Source organism: Shewanella sp. UCD-FRSSP16_17, assembly GCF_001675935.1.
In the GTDB taxonomy this organism is placed as follows: Bacteria; Pseudomonadota; Gammaproteobacteria; order Enterobacterales; family Shewanellaceae; genus Shewanella; species Shewanella japonica.
Genome location: NZ_LZFV01000013.1, coordinates 375147 through 390765, shown reverse-complemented (window position 1 = coordinate 390765; position 15619 = coordinate 375147). Strand labels below are relative to the sequence as shown.

Genomic DNA, 15619 nt, shown 5'->3' with positions numbered 1-15619 from the left:
AGCACTTCTAATTATTTGTGTTCCCTGCTCAGAGTCTGGAAAAATCATTGAAGATGGCAATGCTCATCAACAACAGCAGCATAACTGCACCAAACCTGAATCCTATGTCCTGAACCTTTTCTGGTACAGGCTTACCCGTAATCACTTCGATAAAGTAATACAGCAAGTGTCCCCCATCGAGTACTGGCAAAGGCATTAAATTAATAATCCCTAAGTTCACACTGATGAGTGCGATAAACCCAAGAAAATACACTAATCCATAGTCTGCGCTGGTGCCAGCACCTTGAGCTATTGATATAGGTCCACTCAGGTTTTTCACCGACACATCGCCGGTAAATAATTTTCCAATCATCTTAAAGCTGACAACAACCAGTTGCCAGGTTTTATCTGCAGCTGCAGCAAAGGAATCTACTATGCCATACTCAAGCTGGAAGCGCATACTTTCAGGCCAATCAATTTGAGTTGGGCTTACACCAACAATGCCAATGGTTTCTCCGTTTGCATTTGTTTGTGCTTGAGGAGTGACAATGATAGTTAATTGCTCATTGTTACGTGCGATGGTCAGGTTAACGTCTTTGTTTGCAGACGTTTGTATCACATCAACAAAATCATTCCAATCTTGATAAGGTTGACCATGCACCTTGAGTATTTCGTCACCCAACTGCAAACCAGCGATTTCGGCCGCACTACCGTTGGTTACAAGCGCAATCACTGGCTTAATCCCTGGGCGATATATTCCTAGACCCATAGCCCCAATAGGCGACTCTTTGTCTGGATCGAATTGCCAATCACGGATATCTAGTGTGTAAGTTTTTTCTGATGCTGTTGTCGAAGATAAAGGAACTAAGCTAATGTCCAGTTCTTTACCGCCAATATGGCCAACTAAAGCAAGATTAACTTCTTCCCAGTTTCTAACTTTCTGGCCAGAAACTGCCACAATTTGCATCGGTTCTTTTAGCTCAATTTGAGCGGCTGGAGTATTTGCTCTTGTTGTATCAATAACAGGTTTTAGTGAAGGGACCCCAATAAGATACATTAAATAAAGTGCCACAATAGCAAATAAAAAGTTTGCAATCGGTCCTGCGGACACAACCGCAATCCGTTGCCAAACGGTTTTACGATTAAATGCCTGATCTTTTAACTCTTCAGGCACATCCTCAACTCGCTCATCGAGCATTTTGACGTAACCACCTAAAGGGATCATGGCAACGACATACTCAGTGCCATCTTGACCCACTTTACGCCAAATGGCTTTACCAAAGCCAATAGAAAAACGTTCTACTTTGATGCCACAACGACGTGCAACCCAAAAATGTCCGTATTCATGTGCAGTAATCAAAATACCCAGTGCGACAATAAATGACCCCAGGTTCCATAAAAAATCTAACATTGTTCTCCTACGAACTAGTTAATCGATTTGATTGCTTCTTTTGCGATTATACGAGCTTGCCCGTCTAACGCCATAATATCTTCAATCGTACCTAATGCTGAATGTGATACCCGTTCTAAACATGACTCATTAACACGAGCGATATCAGTAAACTTAATCTTTTCATTTAAAAAAGCATCAACAGCAATTTCATTTGCTGCATTGAGTACAGTTGTAGCCTCTTGACCTTGTTCACATGCTTTCATCGCAAGAGCTAAACAAGGGAAACGTTGGTAGTCAGGTTCACAAAAGCTTAATTCTCGGACTTTGAAAAAATCCAAAGGTTCAACTCCAGCGTAAATTCTTTCTGGAAAAGACATACAATGCGCAATAGGAGTGCGCATATCAGGGTTACCCATTTGTGCAATCACTGAACCATCTTTGTATTGCACCATGGAGTGAATCACGCTTTGAGGGTGAATCACCACTTTCAATTGCTCTTTATTGGTATTAAAAAGCCAGCGCGCTTCAATAAATTCGAGCCCTTTATTCATCATGGTGGCTGAATCAACAGAAATCTTAGGTCCCATAGACCAATTAGGATGATTACATGCTTGTGTTGGTGTCATTGCACTTAAAGCGGCAATATCTGAAGTCAGAAATGGTCCACCAGAACCCGTTAATAAGATATGGGAAATACCAGATGCCGTTAAATCACAGGTTCCGAGATTTGCTTGAATATCGGCAGGGAGGCATTGAAAAATTGCGTTATGCTCACTATCGACTGGCAGTAGCGTCGCATTATTTTCACGGGCAGCCTTCATAAAAAGTTCACCAGACATCACCAGTGACTCTTTATTGGCTAATAGCACCCTTTTGCCCGCTTTAACCGCAGCGTAAGTTGACATTAACCCCGCTGCACCAACAATTGCCGCCATCACGGTATCTACTTGAGTGGCTGTAACAAGACTTTCAAGTTCATCGGCGCCTGTGGTGACATCAATATTGAGGTTCGCTGGTATCGCTTCTTTAAGCGCTTGCGCCGCAGTTGAATCCACCATATGCGCGACACGAGGTTTATGCTTCAGACACAATTGAAGCATCTTTTCTACACTGGCATTGGCAACTAAACCATAAACGCAGTATTGCTCTGGATTATGCTCGATAACACTTAGCGTACTGCTTCCGATAGAGCCCGTGGCTCCAAGGATGACCATATTTTGCATGGTTGATTAAATCCAGAATGCGAGATAAATGAAAGTAAAAACAGGTAATGCTGCAGTCAGACTGTCCATTCTATCTAATACACCACCGTGACCCGGTAAGATTTTTCCTGAGTCTTTTATATTAGCTGCTCGTTTAAACATACTTTCAGACAGGTCACCAAATGCTGAAGCCATTGCCGTAATTAAGGTAACCGCAATGACAAGCCCAAGCTCTTGTTCTGGTGAGTAATACATAACACCTGCCACAACCGCCATAGTCGCAACTAAACCACCACCAAGGCCTTCTAAAGTCTTATTAGGGCTCACTTTCGGCATCAATTTATGCTTGCCTAATGAACGACCAGCAAAATAAGCTCCTGTATCAGCTGCCCAAACAATTAGCATGACTAAAAAGACTAAAGTACCACCAAAGTAAGGATCAACATTAGCACTGATTGACTTGAGGGTGATAAGTGAGACAAAACAGGGAATTAACGTTAACTGTCCAAACATTGATTTTAACATCGGACTGGCTTGCCAAATGCTGCCACTTTTAGGATAAGTAAACACTAACAAGGTGCTAATTACCCACCAAAAAAGGCCAATTGAAATGACGGCTAAAAAGATAGGATGAACTTGGCCTTTCAGCCATAATGCCTCAACTGGAACAAATATATTAAGTGCAATAAGAATTAACGAAACCGTGACGGTAAACGTCCATTGAGTGACTGTACATTGTGGGTCAATAAAACTCCCCCACTCTTTTGCTCCAATCATAAAAACAGGCACGAGTGCCCAAGCAAAATATTCTGCGGGTAAAAAGAAAATGGCACCTATCACTAATGGAAGGAGCCATAGTACAGTCATAATTCGTTGTTTTAACAAAGCAAAAGCCTCTTAAATTTTTTATACAGCTCGTATTTCTTCAATTTGACTGCCAGTCAAACCAAATCGACGCTGCCTACTGGCAAAAACGGCAAGTGCATCTTTAAAAGCTTGCTCGTTGAAGTCTGGCCACAAAGTCTCAGTAAAGACCAATTCTGCATATGCAGCCTGCCATAAAATAAAATTACTGATACGGTAATCACCGCCAGTTCGTATCATTAAATCTACTTCGTGCTGTTCACTCATACACAGTTGTTGATTTAACGACTCTTCTGTCAATTCACTTGACTCAATCTCGCCTTGGGCAACTTTATCTGCAAGCTTTTGAGCTGCTTGTAAAATATCCCAACGGCCACCGTAGTTAGCTGCAACATTAAGCACTAATCCGGTATTTTCTGCAGTGTGTTGTTGTGCTTTTTCAATCTGTTTTTGTAAACGTGCAGAAAAACGACTGGTATCACCAATGATATTTAATCTTACATGGTTATTATGCAGTAGTTTAATTTCTCTTTGTAATACTGAGAAAAACAACTCCATTAGTAAACTGACTTCTTTATCTGGCCTGCGCCAGTTTTCACTTGAAAATGCAAATAAGGTCAGTGACTCAATGCCTAGTTGGCTCGCGACACTCACAGCTCGGCGTACAGCTTTTACACCAGCCTTATGACCAAACACCCTTGGTTTTCCTTGCTGCTGAGCCCAGCGGCCATTACCGTCCATAATAATAGCGACATGCTTAGGTAGCGACTGCTTTACTGCTTCAGATAATTGCCCTGGCAATTGTTCTGATGACGCAATATCAGCACTCGACTTTGTTTCTGGCTCATATCCAACAGTGGATGACATCTATTACAACCCTTTCAAATAGACAAACGCCGTGTAGTATAACCTTACACGGCGCTTTAACTCTAGCTTTGCTAGGTTGAGAATTAGACTTCCATCAATTCTTTTTCTTTAGCAGCTAAAATTCCATCAATATTCTTGATGCTTGCATCAGTGAACTTTTGGATTTCATCTTCGCTACGGCGAACATCATCTTCAGTACACTCTTTGGCTTTCTCAAGCTTTTTAACTTCACTGATAGCATCACGACGTACATTACGTACTGCAACACGACCATTTTCAGCTTCGCCACGTACGACTTTGATGAAGTCTTTACGACGTTCTTCAGTCAGTGCAGGTAATGGAATACGCATTGCGTTACCAGCAGTCATTGGGTTTAGACCTAAGTCTGAACTCATGATCGCTTTCTCAACAGCTTGAACCATAGTGGCATCAAAAACAGTTACATTTAATGTGCGAGAATCTTCAATACCAATGTTTGCCACTTGCTTAAGTGGTGTCATTGCACCGTAATATGACACTTGAATTGAATCAAGTAGGCTTGGGTGAGCACGACCAGTACGTACTTTAGCCATTTGGTTTTTAGTAGCTTCAACACATTTTGTCATGCGCTCTTGAGCATCTTCTTTAATTGTATCAATCACGATAAATATCCTTTTGGTCACAAATACTTATTACTTAAGCGATAATCTGAGAATGGCACATAGTCGTTGCTATGTCGATATTCGCTCATTGGTATACATTTAGTTTAAACAAATAACCTTTATGAGATTATTTCGTTTTAATATGCGTACCTTCATCTTCACCCATGATAACACGGCGTAAAGCACCCGGTTTATTCATGTTGAAAACTAAAATAGGCATATCGTGGTCACGGGCTAACGTAAATGCCGCTAAGTCCATTACCTTGAATTCATTTTCTAATACTTCGTCATAGGTCAAAGTATCATATTTAACTGCGTCAGGATCTTTCATTGGATCAGCAGAATAAACACCATCAACTTTTGTGCCTTTAAGTACAACTTCTGCTTCAATTTCGATACCGCGTAAACAGGCTGCTGAATCAGTTGTACAAAATGGGTTACCTGTACCAGCTGCAAAAATAACAACTCGGCCAGATTTTAATAAACTAATTGCCTCTGCCCAGTTATAGTCATCACAAACACCTTTTAAAGGAATTGCAGACATTAAACGTGCGTTGACATAGGCACGGTGCAGTGCATCACGCATCGCTAGGCCGTTCATCACAGTTGCAAGCATCCCCATATGGTCACCGACAACACGATTCATTCCAGCTTGCGCTAAGCCTTCACCACGGAATAGATTACCACCACCAATAACAACACCAACTTGAATACCTAACTCAACCAACTCTTTCACTTCTTGAGCCATACGGTCTAAAACTTTAGGGTCAATGCCGAAGCCTTCTTCGCCCATTAACGCTTCGCCGCTTAGTTTTAAAAGAACGCGTCTAAATGCAGGTTTTGGATTGGTGCTCATAATTTTTTCCTGATTATAACAAAACCGCAGCGGTTGCTGCGGCTTTAGGGGATGAAGAGATAATTACTTATGCTTTTTTAGTAGCAGCAATTTGTGCAGCAACTTCTGCAGCGAAATCTTCTTCTTTCTTCTCGATGCCTTCACCAACTTCTAAACGGATGAAGTTAGAAACAGTAGCGCCTTTCTCTTTCAGAATGTCGCCAACAGTTTTCTTTGGCTCCATGATGTAAGCTTGGCCAGTAAGAGAGATCTCACCAGTAAACTTCTTCATGCGACCGATAACCATTTTCTCAGCGATTTCTTGAGGCTTACCTTCGTTCATCGCGATCTCAACTTGAAGTGCTTGCTCACGAGCAACAACATCAGCTGGAACGTCAGTTGGGTTAACGAATTCAGGCTTAGAAGCAGCAACATGCATTGCAATGTGCTTTAATGTTTCTTCGTCAGCTTCACCAGAAACAACAACACCGATACGGTCGCCGTGACGGTAAGAAGATTGAGAAGCACCATCGATGTATTCAACACGACGAACATTGATGTTCTCACCGATTTTAGCAACTAGCGCAACACGAGTTTCTTCGAATTGTGCTTTAAGATCTTCAATAGTTACTTTAGAAGCAGCTGCAACAGCTAATACTTCGTTAGCGAATGCTAAGAAGTTTGCATCTTTAGCAACGAAGTCAGTTTGACAGTTAACTTCTAATAAAGCTGTGTAACCTTCACCTGCTTGAATAAGGATAGTACCTTCAGCAGCGATGTTACCTGCTTTTTTAGCAGCCTTAGCAGCACCACTTTTACGCATGTTATCGATAGCTAGCTCGATATCACCGTTAGTTTCAGTTAGTGCTTTCTTACAATCCATCATGCCAGCGCCAGTGCGGTCACGAAGTTCTTTAACTTGGGCAGCAGTAATTGCCATTGTTAAATCCTCTATTTTAAATTCGTCTAATATTGCATTTAAAAACAGGGGCCCATAAGGCCCCTGTTCACCAATTAACTATTGGTACATAAGGGGGATGGTAACCATCACACCTTATTAAACAGTTTCTACGAAACCGTCTTGCTCAGCTTGAACAGCTAAATCTTGACCGCGGCCTGAGTTAGCAGCTGCAGCAACAGAAGTAGTGTACAAACGGATAGAACGCATAGCATCATCGTTACCAGGAACGATGTAGTTAACGCCGTCTGGAGCAGAGTTAGTATCAACAACAGCAACAACTGGGATACCTAGGTTGTTAGCTTCTTTAATAGCAATATGCTCATGGTCAGCACCGATAACGAATAATACGTCAGGTAAACCGCCCATGTTTTTGATACCGCCTAAAGATTTTTCTAACTTCTCTAGCTCGCGAGTACGCATTAACGCTTCTTTCTTAGTAAGCTTGTCGAAAGTACCGTCAACTGACTGGCTTTCTAGCTCTTTAAGACGCTTGATTGACTGACGAACAGTTTTCCAGTTAGTTAACATACCGCCTAACCAGCGGTGATCAACGTAGTACTGGTCACAAGAGATTGCAGCTTCTTTGATAGCTTCGCCAGCAGCGCGCTTAGTACCAACAAAAAGGATTTTACCTTTTTTAGAAGCAACGTTGCTAATGAACGCTAATGCTTCGTTGAACATTGGCACAGTGTGCTCAAGGTTGATGATGTGAACACCATTACGTGCACCGAAGATGAAAGGCTTCATCTTAGGATTCCAGTAACGAGTTTGGTGACCGAAGTGAACACCAGCTTGAAGCATGTCGCGCATTGAAACAGTAGTCATTTTATATACCTTAATTTGGGGGGTTAGACCTCCACGAATCCCATACCTTCGACTCTTGCTTGCTAAAATAGCGCACTAAGAGCACCCCGAAGAATGTGTCGATACGTGTGTGATTTAGTATTTAGTTAAATTGCCATCTATAACATGTATAATGGCCGCCATATTTTACGCTTAGTGAAGCACTAAGTGAAGAAAGTATTTATACTTAATTCAAATGACTCGTTCATTAAGACTTAAACATAACGGCGCGCTTTATACCATAACTGGGTAAAAAGCACAAATTTTGACAAATTTATTTACGCCTTTTTTGACCGATACAAGGGTAAGAGAATATTCATGAGCATAGTCATCAAGACAGCAGAACAAATCGAAAAAATGCGTGCTGCGGGTAAATTAGCAGCAGAAGTACTGGAAATGATTGCACCTCACGTCAAGGTCGGTGTGACCACAGATGAACTCAATGATATCTGCGCTAAATACACCGAAGAACAAGGCGCGATTTCAGCACCATTAAATTACCATGGTTTCCCCAAATCAATTTGTACTTCAGTCAATGAAGTCGTTTGTCATGGCATTCCAAGCGGTTACCAACTCAAGAATGGCGACATTCTAAATATCGATATCACTGTCATTAAAGATGGTTTCCATGGTGACACGTCAAAAATGTTTTTAATTGGCGATGTTAGCCCGAAAGACAGACGTCTTGCTCGTATCGCTCAAGAAAGCTTATATCTTGCGATTAAAAAAGTACGACCTGGTGTTAAATTAGGTGAAATTGGTACTGCAATAGAAAAATTCATCAAAGCAAGTAAATCAGGCTTGGACAAATACTCAATTGTTCAAGATTATTGTGGTCATGGAATTGGTGAAGGCTTCCATGAAGAACCTCAAGTGGTTCACTACAAAAACAATGACAATACTGTATTAAAAGCCGGCATGTGTTTCACAATTGAGCCAATGATTAATGCAGGACGTTATACAACTGTTTTAGATAAAGAAGATAACTGGACAGTCACCACGTCAGATGGTAAAAAATCAGCTCAATGGGAACATACCTTACTCGTTACAGAAACTGGTGTTGAGGTATTAACCTTACGTGGCGAAGAAGACTTCCCAAGAACGATATAACTTAAACACTCAATAAGGACATCAATGAACACAGCGCTGGTAGCAAAAAACACCCTCATCGAATTCAACCAGCGCTTATTGGAGCAATTTACTGCTAAACAGCCAATTACGGACTTAGTTCAGCAGCGCTGCCAATTTGTTGATGCTCTTTTACTCGACAGCTGGCAAAAGTTTGGTTTAGACCAAGCATCTATTTGCTTAATCGCTGTGGGCGGTTATGGACGAGGAGAACTGCATCCGCATTCAGATATCGACCTATTACTACTATCCCAATCTGATGAAACCAGTCAGCAAGCCAAAGATGCCATTAGTCAGTTCATCACTTACCTGTGGGACTCTGGGTTAGAAATTGGCCATAGTGTTCGCACTATTGCAGATACACTTTCTCAAGGTGCTCAAGACATCACTATTGCCACCAATCTGTTGGAAGCAAGGTTATTAATGGGTGATAGCGGTTTATACGACGAATTATACGATGCTATCCGCCAGCCTGACTTCTGGCCTTCGCAAACATTCTTTTTAGGCAAAAAAGAAGAACAAGATCTGCGCCACGAAAAAGCCAACGCTTTTGATTTAGAACCTAACATCAAATCTTGCCCTGGCGGTTTAAGAGATATTCAAACCATTGCTTGGGTAGCGATGCGTCATTTTGATGCAGCCTCATTACAAGATTTAGTTGAGCATGATTTCCTAACTCCTGTTGAATTAACTGAGCTGCTCGAATGTCGTGATTTTTTATGGCAACTACGCTTTGCTCTGCATATGACGTCGGGTAGAAATGAAAACAGGCTGCTATTTGATTTACAACGCCAAGTTGCGACAGCAATGGGTTATGAAGATGCCACTCAACTGGCTGTTGAGCAAATGATGAAACGTTACTATCGCACGGTTAGACGTGTGATGGAGCTGAATGAAATGCTGTTGCAATTGTTTAAACGGGCAACACTTAATCAAACGACGTCATTAACGATATACCCTATCAATAATCAATTTCAGCGCCGCGGCCGTTATATTGAAGTTTTGGATGAAAGTGTATTTGAAAACCAGCCAGAACAAATTCTTAATCTCTTTTTACAAGTAGCACGTAACTCTAATATTCAACGAATATACGCCCCGACGTTGCGCCTTTTAAGGCAAGCAAGGCGTAAACTCACAGGTCCTTTGCAAGATAATCCTGAATGCCGCAAGTATTTCATAGCAATATTAAAGCATCCTCGTGGAATTGCCGCCTTGTCATTAATGCATAAGCATGGGATTTTATCTTCTTATTTACCTGCGTGGCGCAAAATTGAAGGCCAAATGCAGTTTGATTTGTTCCATGCATACACTGTTGATGAACATACACATCGATTGCTGCTGAATATTGACCGATTTGCCCAAGCAGATCAGAAAGATGAGTTTCCACTCGGGGCGATTTTGATCAACCAATTACCAAAAAAAGGGTTATTGGTGCTAGGCGCAATCTTTCATGATATCGCTAAAGGCCGTGGCGGAGACCACAGTAAACTCGGCGCGACTGATGCACTTGATTTTTGTAAGTTACATGGATTAAGCGATCATGACGGACGGCTCGTGGCTTGGTTGGTTGAAAATCACTTGGTGATGTCTGTAACTGCGCAGCGTCGTGATATTTCTGATCCTGATGTTGTCGCTACTTTTGCTGATAGAGTGCAAGATGCCGTGCATCTCAGTTATTTGTACTGTCTAACTGTGGCAGACATATGCGCGACTAATCACAAAGCATGGAATAACTGGAAAGGTTCATTACTACGAGACTTATATTTTTCAACTCAAAGGGTGCTGTCGCGCGGTAAAGAGAAACCTATTGATGTTGCTGATCGCGTATTAGAAATCCAACAAAAAGCGCAAAAAGAACTACTTAGACGTGGCCTTAAACAAAAAAGCATCAACGAGCTGTGGCTGCGCTTTAAAGACGATTACTTTTTACGCCATCAGCCTAATCAAGTCTCGTGGCACACAGAAGCCTTGCTCAAGCATGACAAGCAAAAGCCATTAGTGCTTATTTCAAAGCATACGACTCGTGGCGGCAGCGAGCTATTTGTTTATGCTAAAGACAAGCCAAAGTTATTCGCCACGGTGATGACAGTATTAGACAATAAAAATATTAATGTTCATGATGCAAATGTCATGACATCAAATGATGATTACGCCCTAGATACCTTTGTTATCTTAGAGCAAGATGGCGAACCCATCACTCAGCTCTCGCGAATTCAATCGATTAAAAAGTCGCTTGAAAAAGCATTAGCGAGCCAAAAACCTAAACCACCTAAATTTAGGAAAATGGCCCGTATCATGAAACCTTTTAACGTTCGTACACAAGTGAGTTTCTTGCCAGGTGCAAAGCATGATACAAGTATGATGGAGCTTATTGCATTGGATAGCCCGGGATTACTGGCCAAAGTCGGTGATGTATTATATCGCTGCGATACCACGTTATTATCAGCTAAAATCACCACTATTGGCGAACGAGCTGAAGACTTCTTCATTCTGCAAACTTCAGATGGACAAGCGTTAAATGAAGAACAACAAACACAATTATCCGAAGCGCTTTCAGGAGCGCTTTCTCAACCTTTACATCAATAAACACAATTTGGGAGATAGTAATGGAGGCATTACGCCAACGCATAGAAGCTGCATTTGAGGCTCGTCAGGACATCACACCTAGCACAGTTGAGCCAAGTGTTCGTGCAGATATCGAAACTGTCATTAGCATGCTTGATAAAGGCCAAGCTCGTGTTGCAGAGAAGATTGATGGCGAATGGCACGTACACCAATGGTTAAAGAAAGCAGTACTACTTTCTTTCCGTATCTTTGACAACGAAGTGGTTGAAGGTGGTGACACTAAGTACTTTGATAAAGTACCGCAAAAGTTCTCTGATTACACAGCTGAAAGATTTAAAGAAGAAGCAATCCGTGTTGTACCACCTGCAACGGTACGTAAAGGTTCATTCATCGGAAAGAACACCGTACTCATGCCATCTTACGTAAACCTAGGTGCTTATGTGGATGAAGGCACTATGGTAGATACTTGGGCTACAGTTGGTTCTTGTGCACAGATTGGTAAGAATGTGCATTTATCTGGTGGTGTCGGCATTGGTGGTGTACTGGAGCCATTACAAGCCGGCCCGACCATTATTGAAGATAACTGTTTTATCGGCGCACGCAGTGAAATTGTTGAAGGCGTTGTTGTTGAAGAAGGCAGCGTAATTTCAATGGGTGTTTACATTGGTCAAAGTACCCGTATTTTTGACCGTGAAACTGGTGAAGTACATTACGGTCGCGTACCAGCAGGCTCTGTAGTGGTTTCAGGTAACCTACCTTCTAAATGTGGCACTTACAGCTTATATGCGGCAATCATTGTTAAGAAAGTCGATGCTAAAACCCGCGGAAAAGTCGGTATTAACGAGTTATTACGTATCGTTGATTAATATTAATCATCTGATAAATGATTCAAAAAGGCCTCGAAATGAGGCCTTTTTTATAAACTTAACATTTTACTGTGACTATTTGCAGTAACAAAATACAAGCATCGTTAAAACACCACAGTCTTATTGCCATACACCACAACTTGCTCATCTAGTACCAATTGTAAGGCTTTACTCAAAACGCTTTTTTCAACATCTCGGCCATTATGCGCCAATTCTTCTGCACTAAAGCTATGATCAACATTAATCACATCCTGCTTAATAATCGGCCCTTCATCTAAACAGTTATTCACAAAGTGCGCAGTTGCGCCAATAATTTTTACCCCCCTCTCCCATGCTTGTCGATATGGTGATGCACCGATAAAGGCTGGCAAAAATGAATGGTGAATATTAATAATCGTGTTTGGATAATGAGCAACAAACTCTGGCGTCAAAATACGCATAAATTTTGCTAATACAATATAATCAGGCGAGTACTGCTTAATGATTTCTAAAATGGCCATTTCGTGTTGTTGTCTATCAATCCCTTGATGGCAAACATGATGAAACGGGATATCAAACTTCTCAGTTAATGCTTGCAGGTTATCGTAATTACCAATAACTGCAGCAATTTCCAAATCAAGGCCGCCATAATAGGACTTCATTAAAATATCACCTAAACAGTGCGCTTCCTTGGTCACTAAGATCACGATGCGCTTACGACCAGCATCTACCAATTTCATATGATTTTGCTCAGGCAGCACCTGCCTAAGATCGGCTAGCAAAGCATCATCATCAATATGACCTTCAAGCACAGTACGCATAAAAAAGCGTCCTTGTTGATGGTCTACAAACTCGGTGTTTTTAACAATATTTAGGTGGTGGGCAAAACATACCCCGGTAATTTTGGCAATCAAGCCTTGTGCATCTTCACAATCAGTAATAAGAATTTTACGATCTACACTTAATGCAGGGGTATCAGATTGGTTTTTTTTCATAACTACACGACTCACATCAATTTTTGCCAATAGGCCTTTCAAACTAAATTAATTCATTAATAACACAGCTAGGGCAAGCACAAGATAAGAACATCAATATTTATGGGTAATTTGATAAATAAGGTAAGCCATATACAGAATCTTTAATTTAATGGAGGAATAATTATGAATTGTTTATCTTATACGCTCTAGAGATGACCAATAATACAGCTCACTTAGAAGATAACCCAGCCTTATGAAATATAAGCCAGAGCAAGCATTACTGCCTTGTATCCAAGTACCTTTGTAGTAACTTGCGTAAACTTTCTGCTTTTGTGCCAAAAACGACCTGCACGCCCTTACCTACTTTAATCACTCCCTTAGCACCTAATCTCATTAAACGTGGCTTATCAACTAATTTAGGATCAACTACAGCTATTCTTAGGCGGGTTAAACAAGCATTAAGCTCAATGATATTTTCAGGACCACCCAATGCACTGACCATTGCACGTAAACTTTCTTTATTTCCGGTATCTTCTGCTGCTATTCGCCCTGGAGTTTTCAAGTTAAACGCAACAATACTGACCCTAAATATCAAATAATAGATAAACGCCGTTAATGGGCCTAAAAACCAAAACCAACTGGTATTACTTGATTGTGCAAATAACACGCTAAAGTCAATCAAGCCATGAGAAAACACCACACTGTGGTTGATATCAAGCAAGATGCAAATCGCATAAGCCGCACCACTTAATAACGCATGAATAATAAATAACAGCGGCGCGACAAACATAAAAGCAAATTCAATAGGCTCAGTGATACCAGTCAGCCAGCAAGTTGCCGCAGCAGAAAGCATAATTCCTGCAACCCGATTTTGTTCGGATTTATCAGCGCAGCGCCAAATCGCAAGCGCTGCGGCAGGTAATCCCCACATTTTAATCAAGTAGCCTCCCGCTAGATTTCCCGCTAAAGGGTCGCCAGCAAGATAACGTGCTATCTCACCTCTAACCATTTTACCTTCATGAAAGTACTGACCCACTTCAAGATAAAATGGTGCATTCCAAATGTGATGAAGCCCCAGCGGAATCAAAAAACGTTCTATCGTGCCGTAAACGGCAAAAGCTAATGCAGGATCTTGATAAACGGCCCATAGTGATAAGCTATCTATCTGATAAGCGAGCGTTGGCCATATGTGAGCCAACAAAAATGCCAATGCCATTGCAAAAGGAATAATCAGCAAACCGGCACTTCGCTGGCCTTCAAAAAATGAAAACATCGCAGGCAATTTGACATCTTGGCTCATTCTCACCACAAAACATGTCATCGCCCCCACTAAAATACCGCCAGCAATACCTGTATCTATGGTGTCAATTCCCCATAAAGGTCGAGCAGGCAATTGATAAATTGCAGTAAATGCCCCCATTGACGAGATAAAAACACCAAAGCCAAACACTGCCACAAAAGCCGCTATACCTTGGTCTTTACAAAAGCCAATGGCAATTGCTACCGCAAATAACAATGGCATCATGGTGAAGATTAAATTACCAACAGCTGAAAATACCGTTGCAAGTTCTTGAGGAATAAAAGGAAGTGGATTATATGACAAGCCCAACATCACACCAGCAGCAGGTAAAATGGCAATAGGAATGAGCAGCGCCTGACTGAGGCGCTGGGCAAATTTAAACCACTGCTGACTTAATCGTCTTATTGATTGAGAGACTGAGCGGCTGAGTGCCATGTTGGTATCCATTGCACCGCGTCAGTTTCTGGCTCCATGGTTTCACATGCATCAATATCTAAACGCGCTGTTAGCGGTTTGGCGCCAAGTTCTGCAAATAATTCATCGAATTGTTTAGCCGCGCCACAGAAAGTCTCGTAACTTGAATCACCTAAACCAATAATGCTGTAACGTAAACCAGGAAGATAAGGCGCTGCGGACTTCATTTCAGCAAACCAAGGCGCAATATCATCAGGTAAATCACCTTGACCTGTAGTTGAAGTAACTATGATTAATAGTTCATCTTCCTTAGGCACAAATCCCGTTAAATCAGATGATTGAATAAGGTTAGTTTCAAAATCAAGTTCAGCAATTTTGCTTGCCAGTGTTTCAGCAACAAACTGAGCACTGCCATATACGGTGCCAAACACTAAATTAACTTTTTCCATGTTATACTTCTCTTCAAGTTAACTAACTTCTATTATTCACTTAGCTAGCGGCTAAGACATGAGGTTGATAACTTCACCATACTGTATTCTCACGCTAAGCTGCAAGTATGAAATACAAACAAAAGTAATAACTTACATATACCTTAAGGTTACTGTTATGCGTCAAGCCAACAGGCACAGATTGTTTAAGCTGCAACATAAGTCCGCTCACATTAGGCGTAACTTCTATTTTCGGTCTGAGCAACAAGATACCAGTAAGCCACTTGAGAAGATTGAAGAGTTTGAAAAGCTTAAATCAGTTTTACTTGAGCATACCAAAGCACCTTTTAAAGCCAGTTAACGCAGACTCTTAAGCG

The 15619-nt window shown here is 41.4% G+C and carries 15 protein-coding genes; 4 read left to right on the top strand and 11 right to left on the bottom strand.

What is annotated here, in order from left to right:
• Window positions 1-28 precede the first annotated feature (28 nt).
• The 8 genes from rseP to rpsB all read right to left on the bottom strand — a co-directional run bounded on the left by rseP (window position 29) and on the right by rpsB (window position 7567).
• Window positions 29-1390: a sigma E protease regulator RseP gene (gene rseP / locus A9267_RS10765; RefSeq protein WP_065109145.1), complete on the bottom strand. Its 1362-nt coding sequence runs from the start codon at window positions 1388-1390 to the stop codon at window positions 29-31.
• Window positions 1391-1404: 14 nt separating this feature from the next.
• On the bottom strand, window positions 1405-2595 hold the full coding sequence (ispC, locus tag A9267_RS10760; RefSeq protein WP_055023082.1) for a 1-deoxy-D-xylulose-5-phosphate reductoisomerase: 1191 nt from the start codon (window positions 2593-2595) through the stop codon (window positions 1405-1407).
• Between the two features lie 6 nt (window positions 2596-2601).
• Window positions 2602-3459 carry a phosphatidate cytidylyltransferase gene (locus A9267_RS10755; RefSeq protein ID WP_065109144.1) on the bottom strand — a complete coding sequence of 286 codons (858 nt, stop codon included), beginning with the start codon at window positions 3457-3459 and terminating at the stop codon, window positions 2602-2604.
• Window positions 3460-3480: 21 nt separating this feature from the next.
• Window positions 3481-4305: an isoprenyl transferase gene (locus tag A9267_RS10750; RefSeq protein ID WP_055023084.1), complete on the bottom strand. Its 825-nt coding sequence runs from the start codon at window positions 4303-4305 to the stop codon at window positions 3481-3483.
• A gap of 83 nt (window positions 4306-4388) precedes the next feature.
• On the bottom strand, window positions 4389-4946 hold the full coding sequence (gene frr / locus A9267_RS10745; protein ID WP_055023085.1) for a ribosome recycling factor: 558 nt from the start codon (window positions 4944-4946) through the stop codon (window positions 4389-4391).
• 127 nt (window positions 4947-5073) lie between these two features.
• A complete protein-coding gene (gene pyrH / locus A9267_RS10740; RefSeq protein WP_055023086.1) occupies window positions 5074-5802 on the bottom strand; it encodes a UMP kinase in 729 nt (242 codons plus the stop codon).
• A gap of 67 nt (window positions 5803-5869) precedes the next feature.
• On the bottom strand, window positions 5870-6721 hold the full coding sequence (gene tsf / locus A9267_RS10735; RefSeq protein ID WP_055023087.1) for a translation elongation factor Ts: 852 nt from the start codon (window positions 6719-6721) through the stop codon (window positions 5870-5872).
• A 117-nt stretch (window positions 6722-6838) separates the two neighbouring features.
• Entirely contained in the window at window positions 6839-7567 is a 729-nt protein-coding gene (gene rpsB, locus A9267_RS10730) for a 30S ribosomal protein S2 (RefSeq protein WP_055023088.1), read from the bottom strand.
• Between the two features lie 336 nt (window positions 7568-7903).
• Between rpsB and map the strand changes: the two genes are divergently transcribed.
• The 3 genes from map to dapD are packed head-to-tail and all read left to right on the top strand — an operon-like array spanning window position 7904 to window position 12144.
• The gene (gene map / locus A9267_RS10725; RefSeq protein ID WP_065109143.1) at window positions 7904-8695 is read left to right on the top strand and encodes a type I methionyl aminopeptidase; all 792 of its coding nucleotides are present in this window, start codon (window positions 7904-7906) and stop codon (window positions 8693-8695) included.
• 24 nt (window positions 8696-8719) lie between these two features.
• Complete coding sequence (gene glnD, locus A9267_RS10720) at window positions 8720-11299, top strand: bifunctional uridylyltransferase/uridylyl-removing protein GlnD (protein WP_065109142.1); 2580 nt, start codon at window positions 8720-8722, stop codon at window positions 11297-11299.
• 20 nt (window positions 11300-11319) lie between these two features.
• Window positions 11320-12144 carry a 2,3,4,5-tetrahydropyridine-2,6-dicarboxylate N-succinyltransferase gene (dapD, locus tag A9267_RS10715; protein ID WP_055023091.1) on the top strand — a complete coding sequence of 275 codons (825 nt, stop codon included), beginning with the start codon at window positions 11320-11322 and terminating at the stop codon, window positions 12142-12144.
• A 104-nt stretch (window positions 12145-12248) separates the two neighbouring features.
• Here the strand turns inward: dapD and purU are convergent, their stop codons facing one another.
• The 3 genes from purU to A9267_RS10700 form a co-directional block, all read right to left on the bottom strand.
• On the bottom strand, window positions 12249-13118 hold the full coding sequence (purU, locus tag A9267_RS10710) for a formyltetrahydrofolate deformylase (RefSeq protein ID WP_065109251.1): 870 nt from the start codon (window positions 13116-13118) through the stop codon (window positions 12249-12251).
• 259 nt (window positions 13119-13377) lie between these two features.
• Window positions 13378-14835 carry a PTS transporter subunit EIIC gene (locus A9267_RS10705; RefSeq protein WP_065109141.1) on the bottom strand — a complete coding sequence of 486 codons (1458 nt, stop codon included), beginning with the start codon at window positions 14833-14835 and terminating at the stop codon, window positions 13378-13380.
• Window positions 14802-15263 (bottom strand): flavodoxin, encoded by a 462-nt coding sequence (locus A9267_RS10700; protein ID WP_055023093.1) that lies wholly within the window; start codon window positions 15261-15263, stop codon window positions 14802-14804. The genes A9267_RS10705 and A9267_RS10700 overlap by 34 nt, the downstream gene beginning before the upstream one ends.
• 157 nt (window positions 15264-15420) lie before the next feature.
• On the opposite strand from A9267_RS10700, the gene A9267_RS10695 reads away from it, so the two are divergent.
• Window positions 15421-15603 (top strand): hypothetical protein, encoded by a 183-nt coding sequence (locus tag A9267_RS10695; protein ID WP_055023094.1) that lies wholly within the window; start codon window positions 15421-15423, stop codon window positions 15601-15603.
• The last annotated feature ends 16 nt before the right edge of the window (window positions 15604-15619 follow it).

Excerpts from the sequence above, each read along its gene's own strand:
- map (WP_065109143.1), top strand. The coding sequence starts at position 7,904 with ATGAGCATAGTCATCAAGACAGCAGAACAAATCGAAAAAATGCGTGCT.
- A9267_RS10705 (WP_065109141.1), bottom strand. The coding sequence starts at position 14,835 with ATGGCACTCAGCCGCTCAGTCTCTCAATCAATAAGACGATTAAGTCAG.
- rpsB (WP_055023088.1), bottom strand. The coding sequence starts at position 7,567 with ATGACTACTGTTTCAATGCGCGACATGCTTCAAGCTGGTGTTCACTTC.
- tsf (WP_055023087.1), bottom strand. The coding sequence starts at position 6,721 with ATGGCAATTACTGCTGCCCAAGTTAAAGAACTTCGTGACCGCACTGGC.
- glnD (WP_065109142.1), top strand. The coding sequence starts at position 8,720 with ATGAACACAGCGCTGGTAGCAAAAAACACCCTCATCGAATTCAACCAG.
- A9267_RS10750 (WP_055023084.1), bottom strand. The coding sequence starts at position 4,305 with ATGTCATCCACTGTTGGATATGAGCCAGAAACAAAGTCGAGTGCTGAT.
- ispC (WP_055023082.1), bottom strand. The coding sequence starts at position 2,595 with ATGCAAAATATGGTCATCCTTGGAGCCACGGGCTCTATCGGAAGCAGT.
- A9267_RS10695 (WP_055023094.1), top strand. The coding sequence starts at position 15,421 with ATGCGTCAAGCCAACAGGCACAGATTGTTTAAGCTGCAACATAAGTCC.
- A9267_RS10700 (WP_055023093.1), bottom strand. The coding sequence starts at position 15,263 with ATGGAAAAAGTTAATTTAGTGTTTGGCACCGTATATGGCAGTGCTCAG.
- rseP (WP_065109145.1), bottom strand. The coding sequence starts at position 1,390 with ATGTTAGATTTTTTATGGAACCTGGGGTCATTTATTGTCGCACTGGGT.
- purU (WP_065109251.1), bottom strand. The coding sequence starts at position 13,118 with ATGAAAAAAAACCAATCTGATACCCCTGCATTAAGTGTAGATCGTAAA.
- dapD (WP_055023091.1), top strand. The coding sequence starts at position 11,320 with ATGGAGGCATTACGCCAACGCATAGAAGCTGCATTTGAGGCTCGTCAG.
- pyrH (WP_055023086.1), bottom strand. The coding sequence starts at position 5,802 with ATGAGCACCAATCCAAAACCTGCATTTAGACGCGTTCTTTTAAAACTA.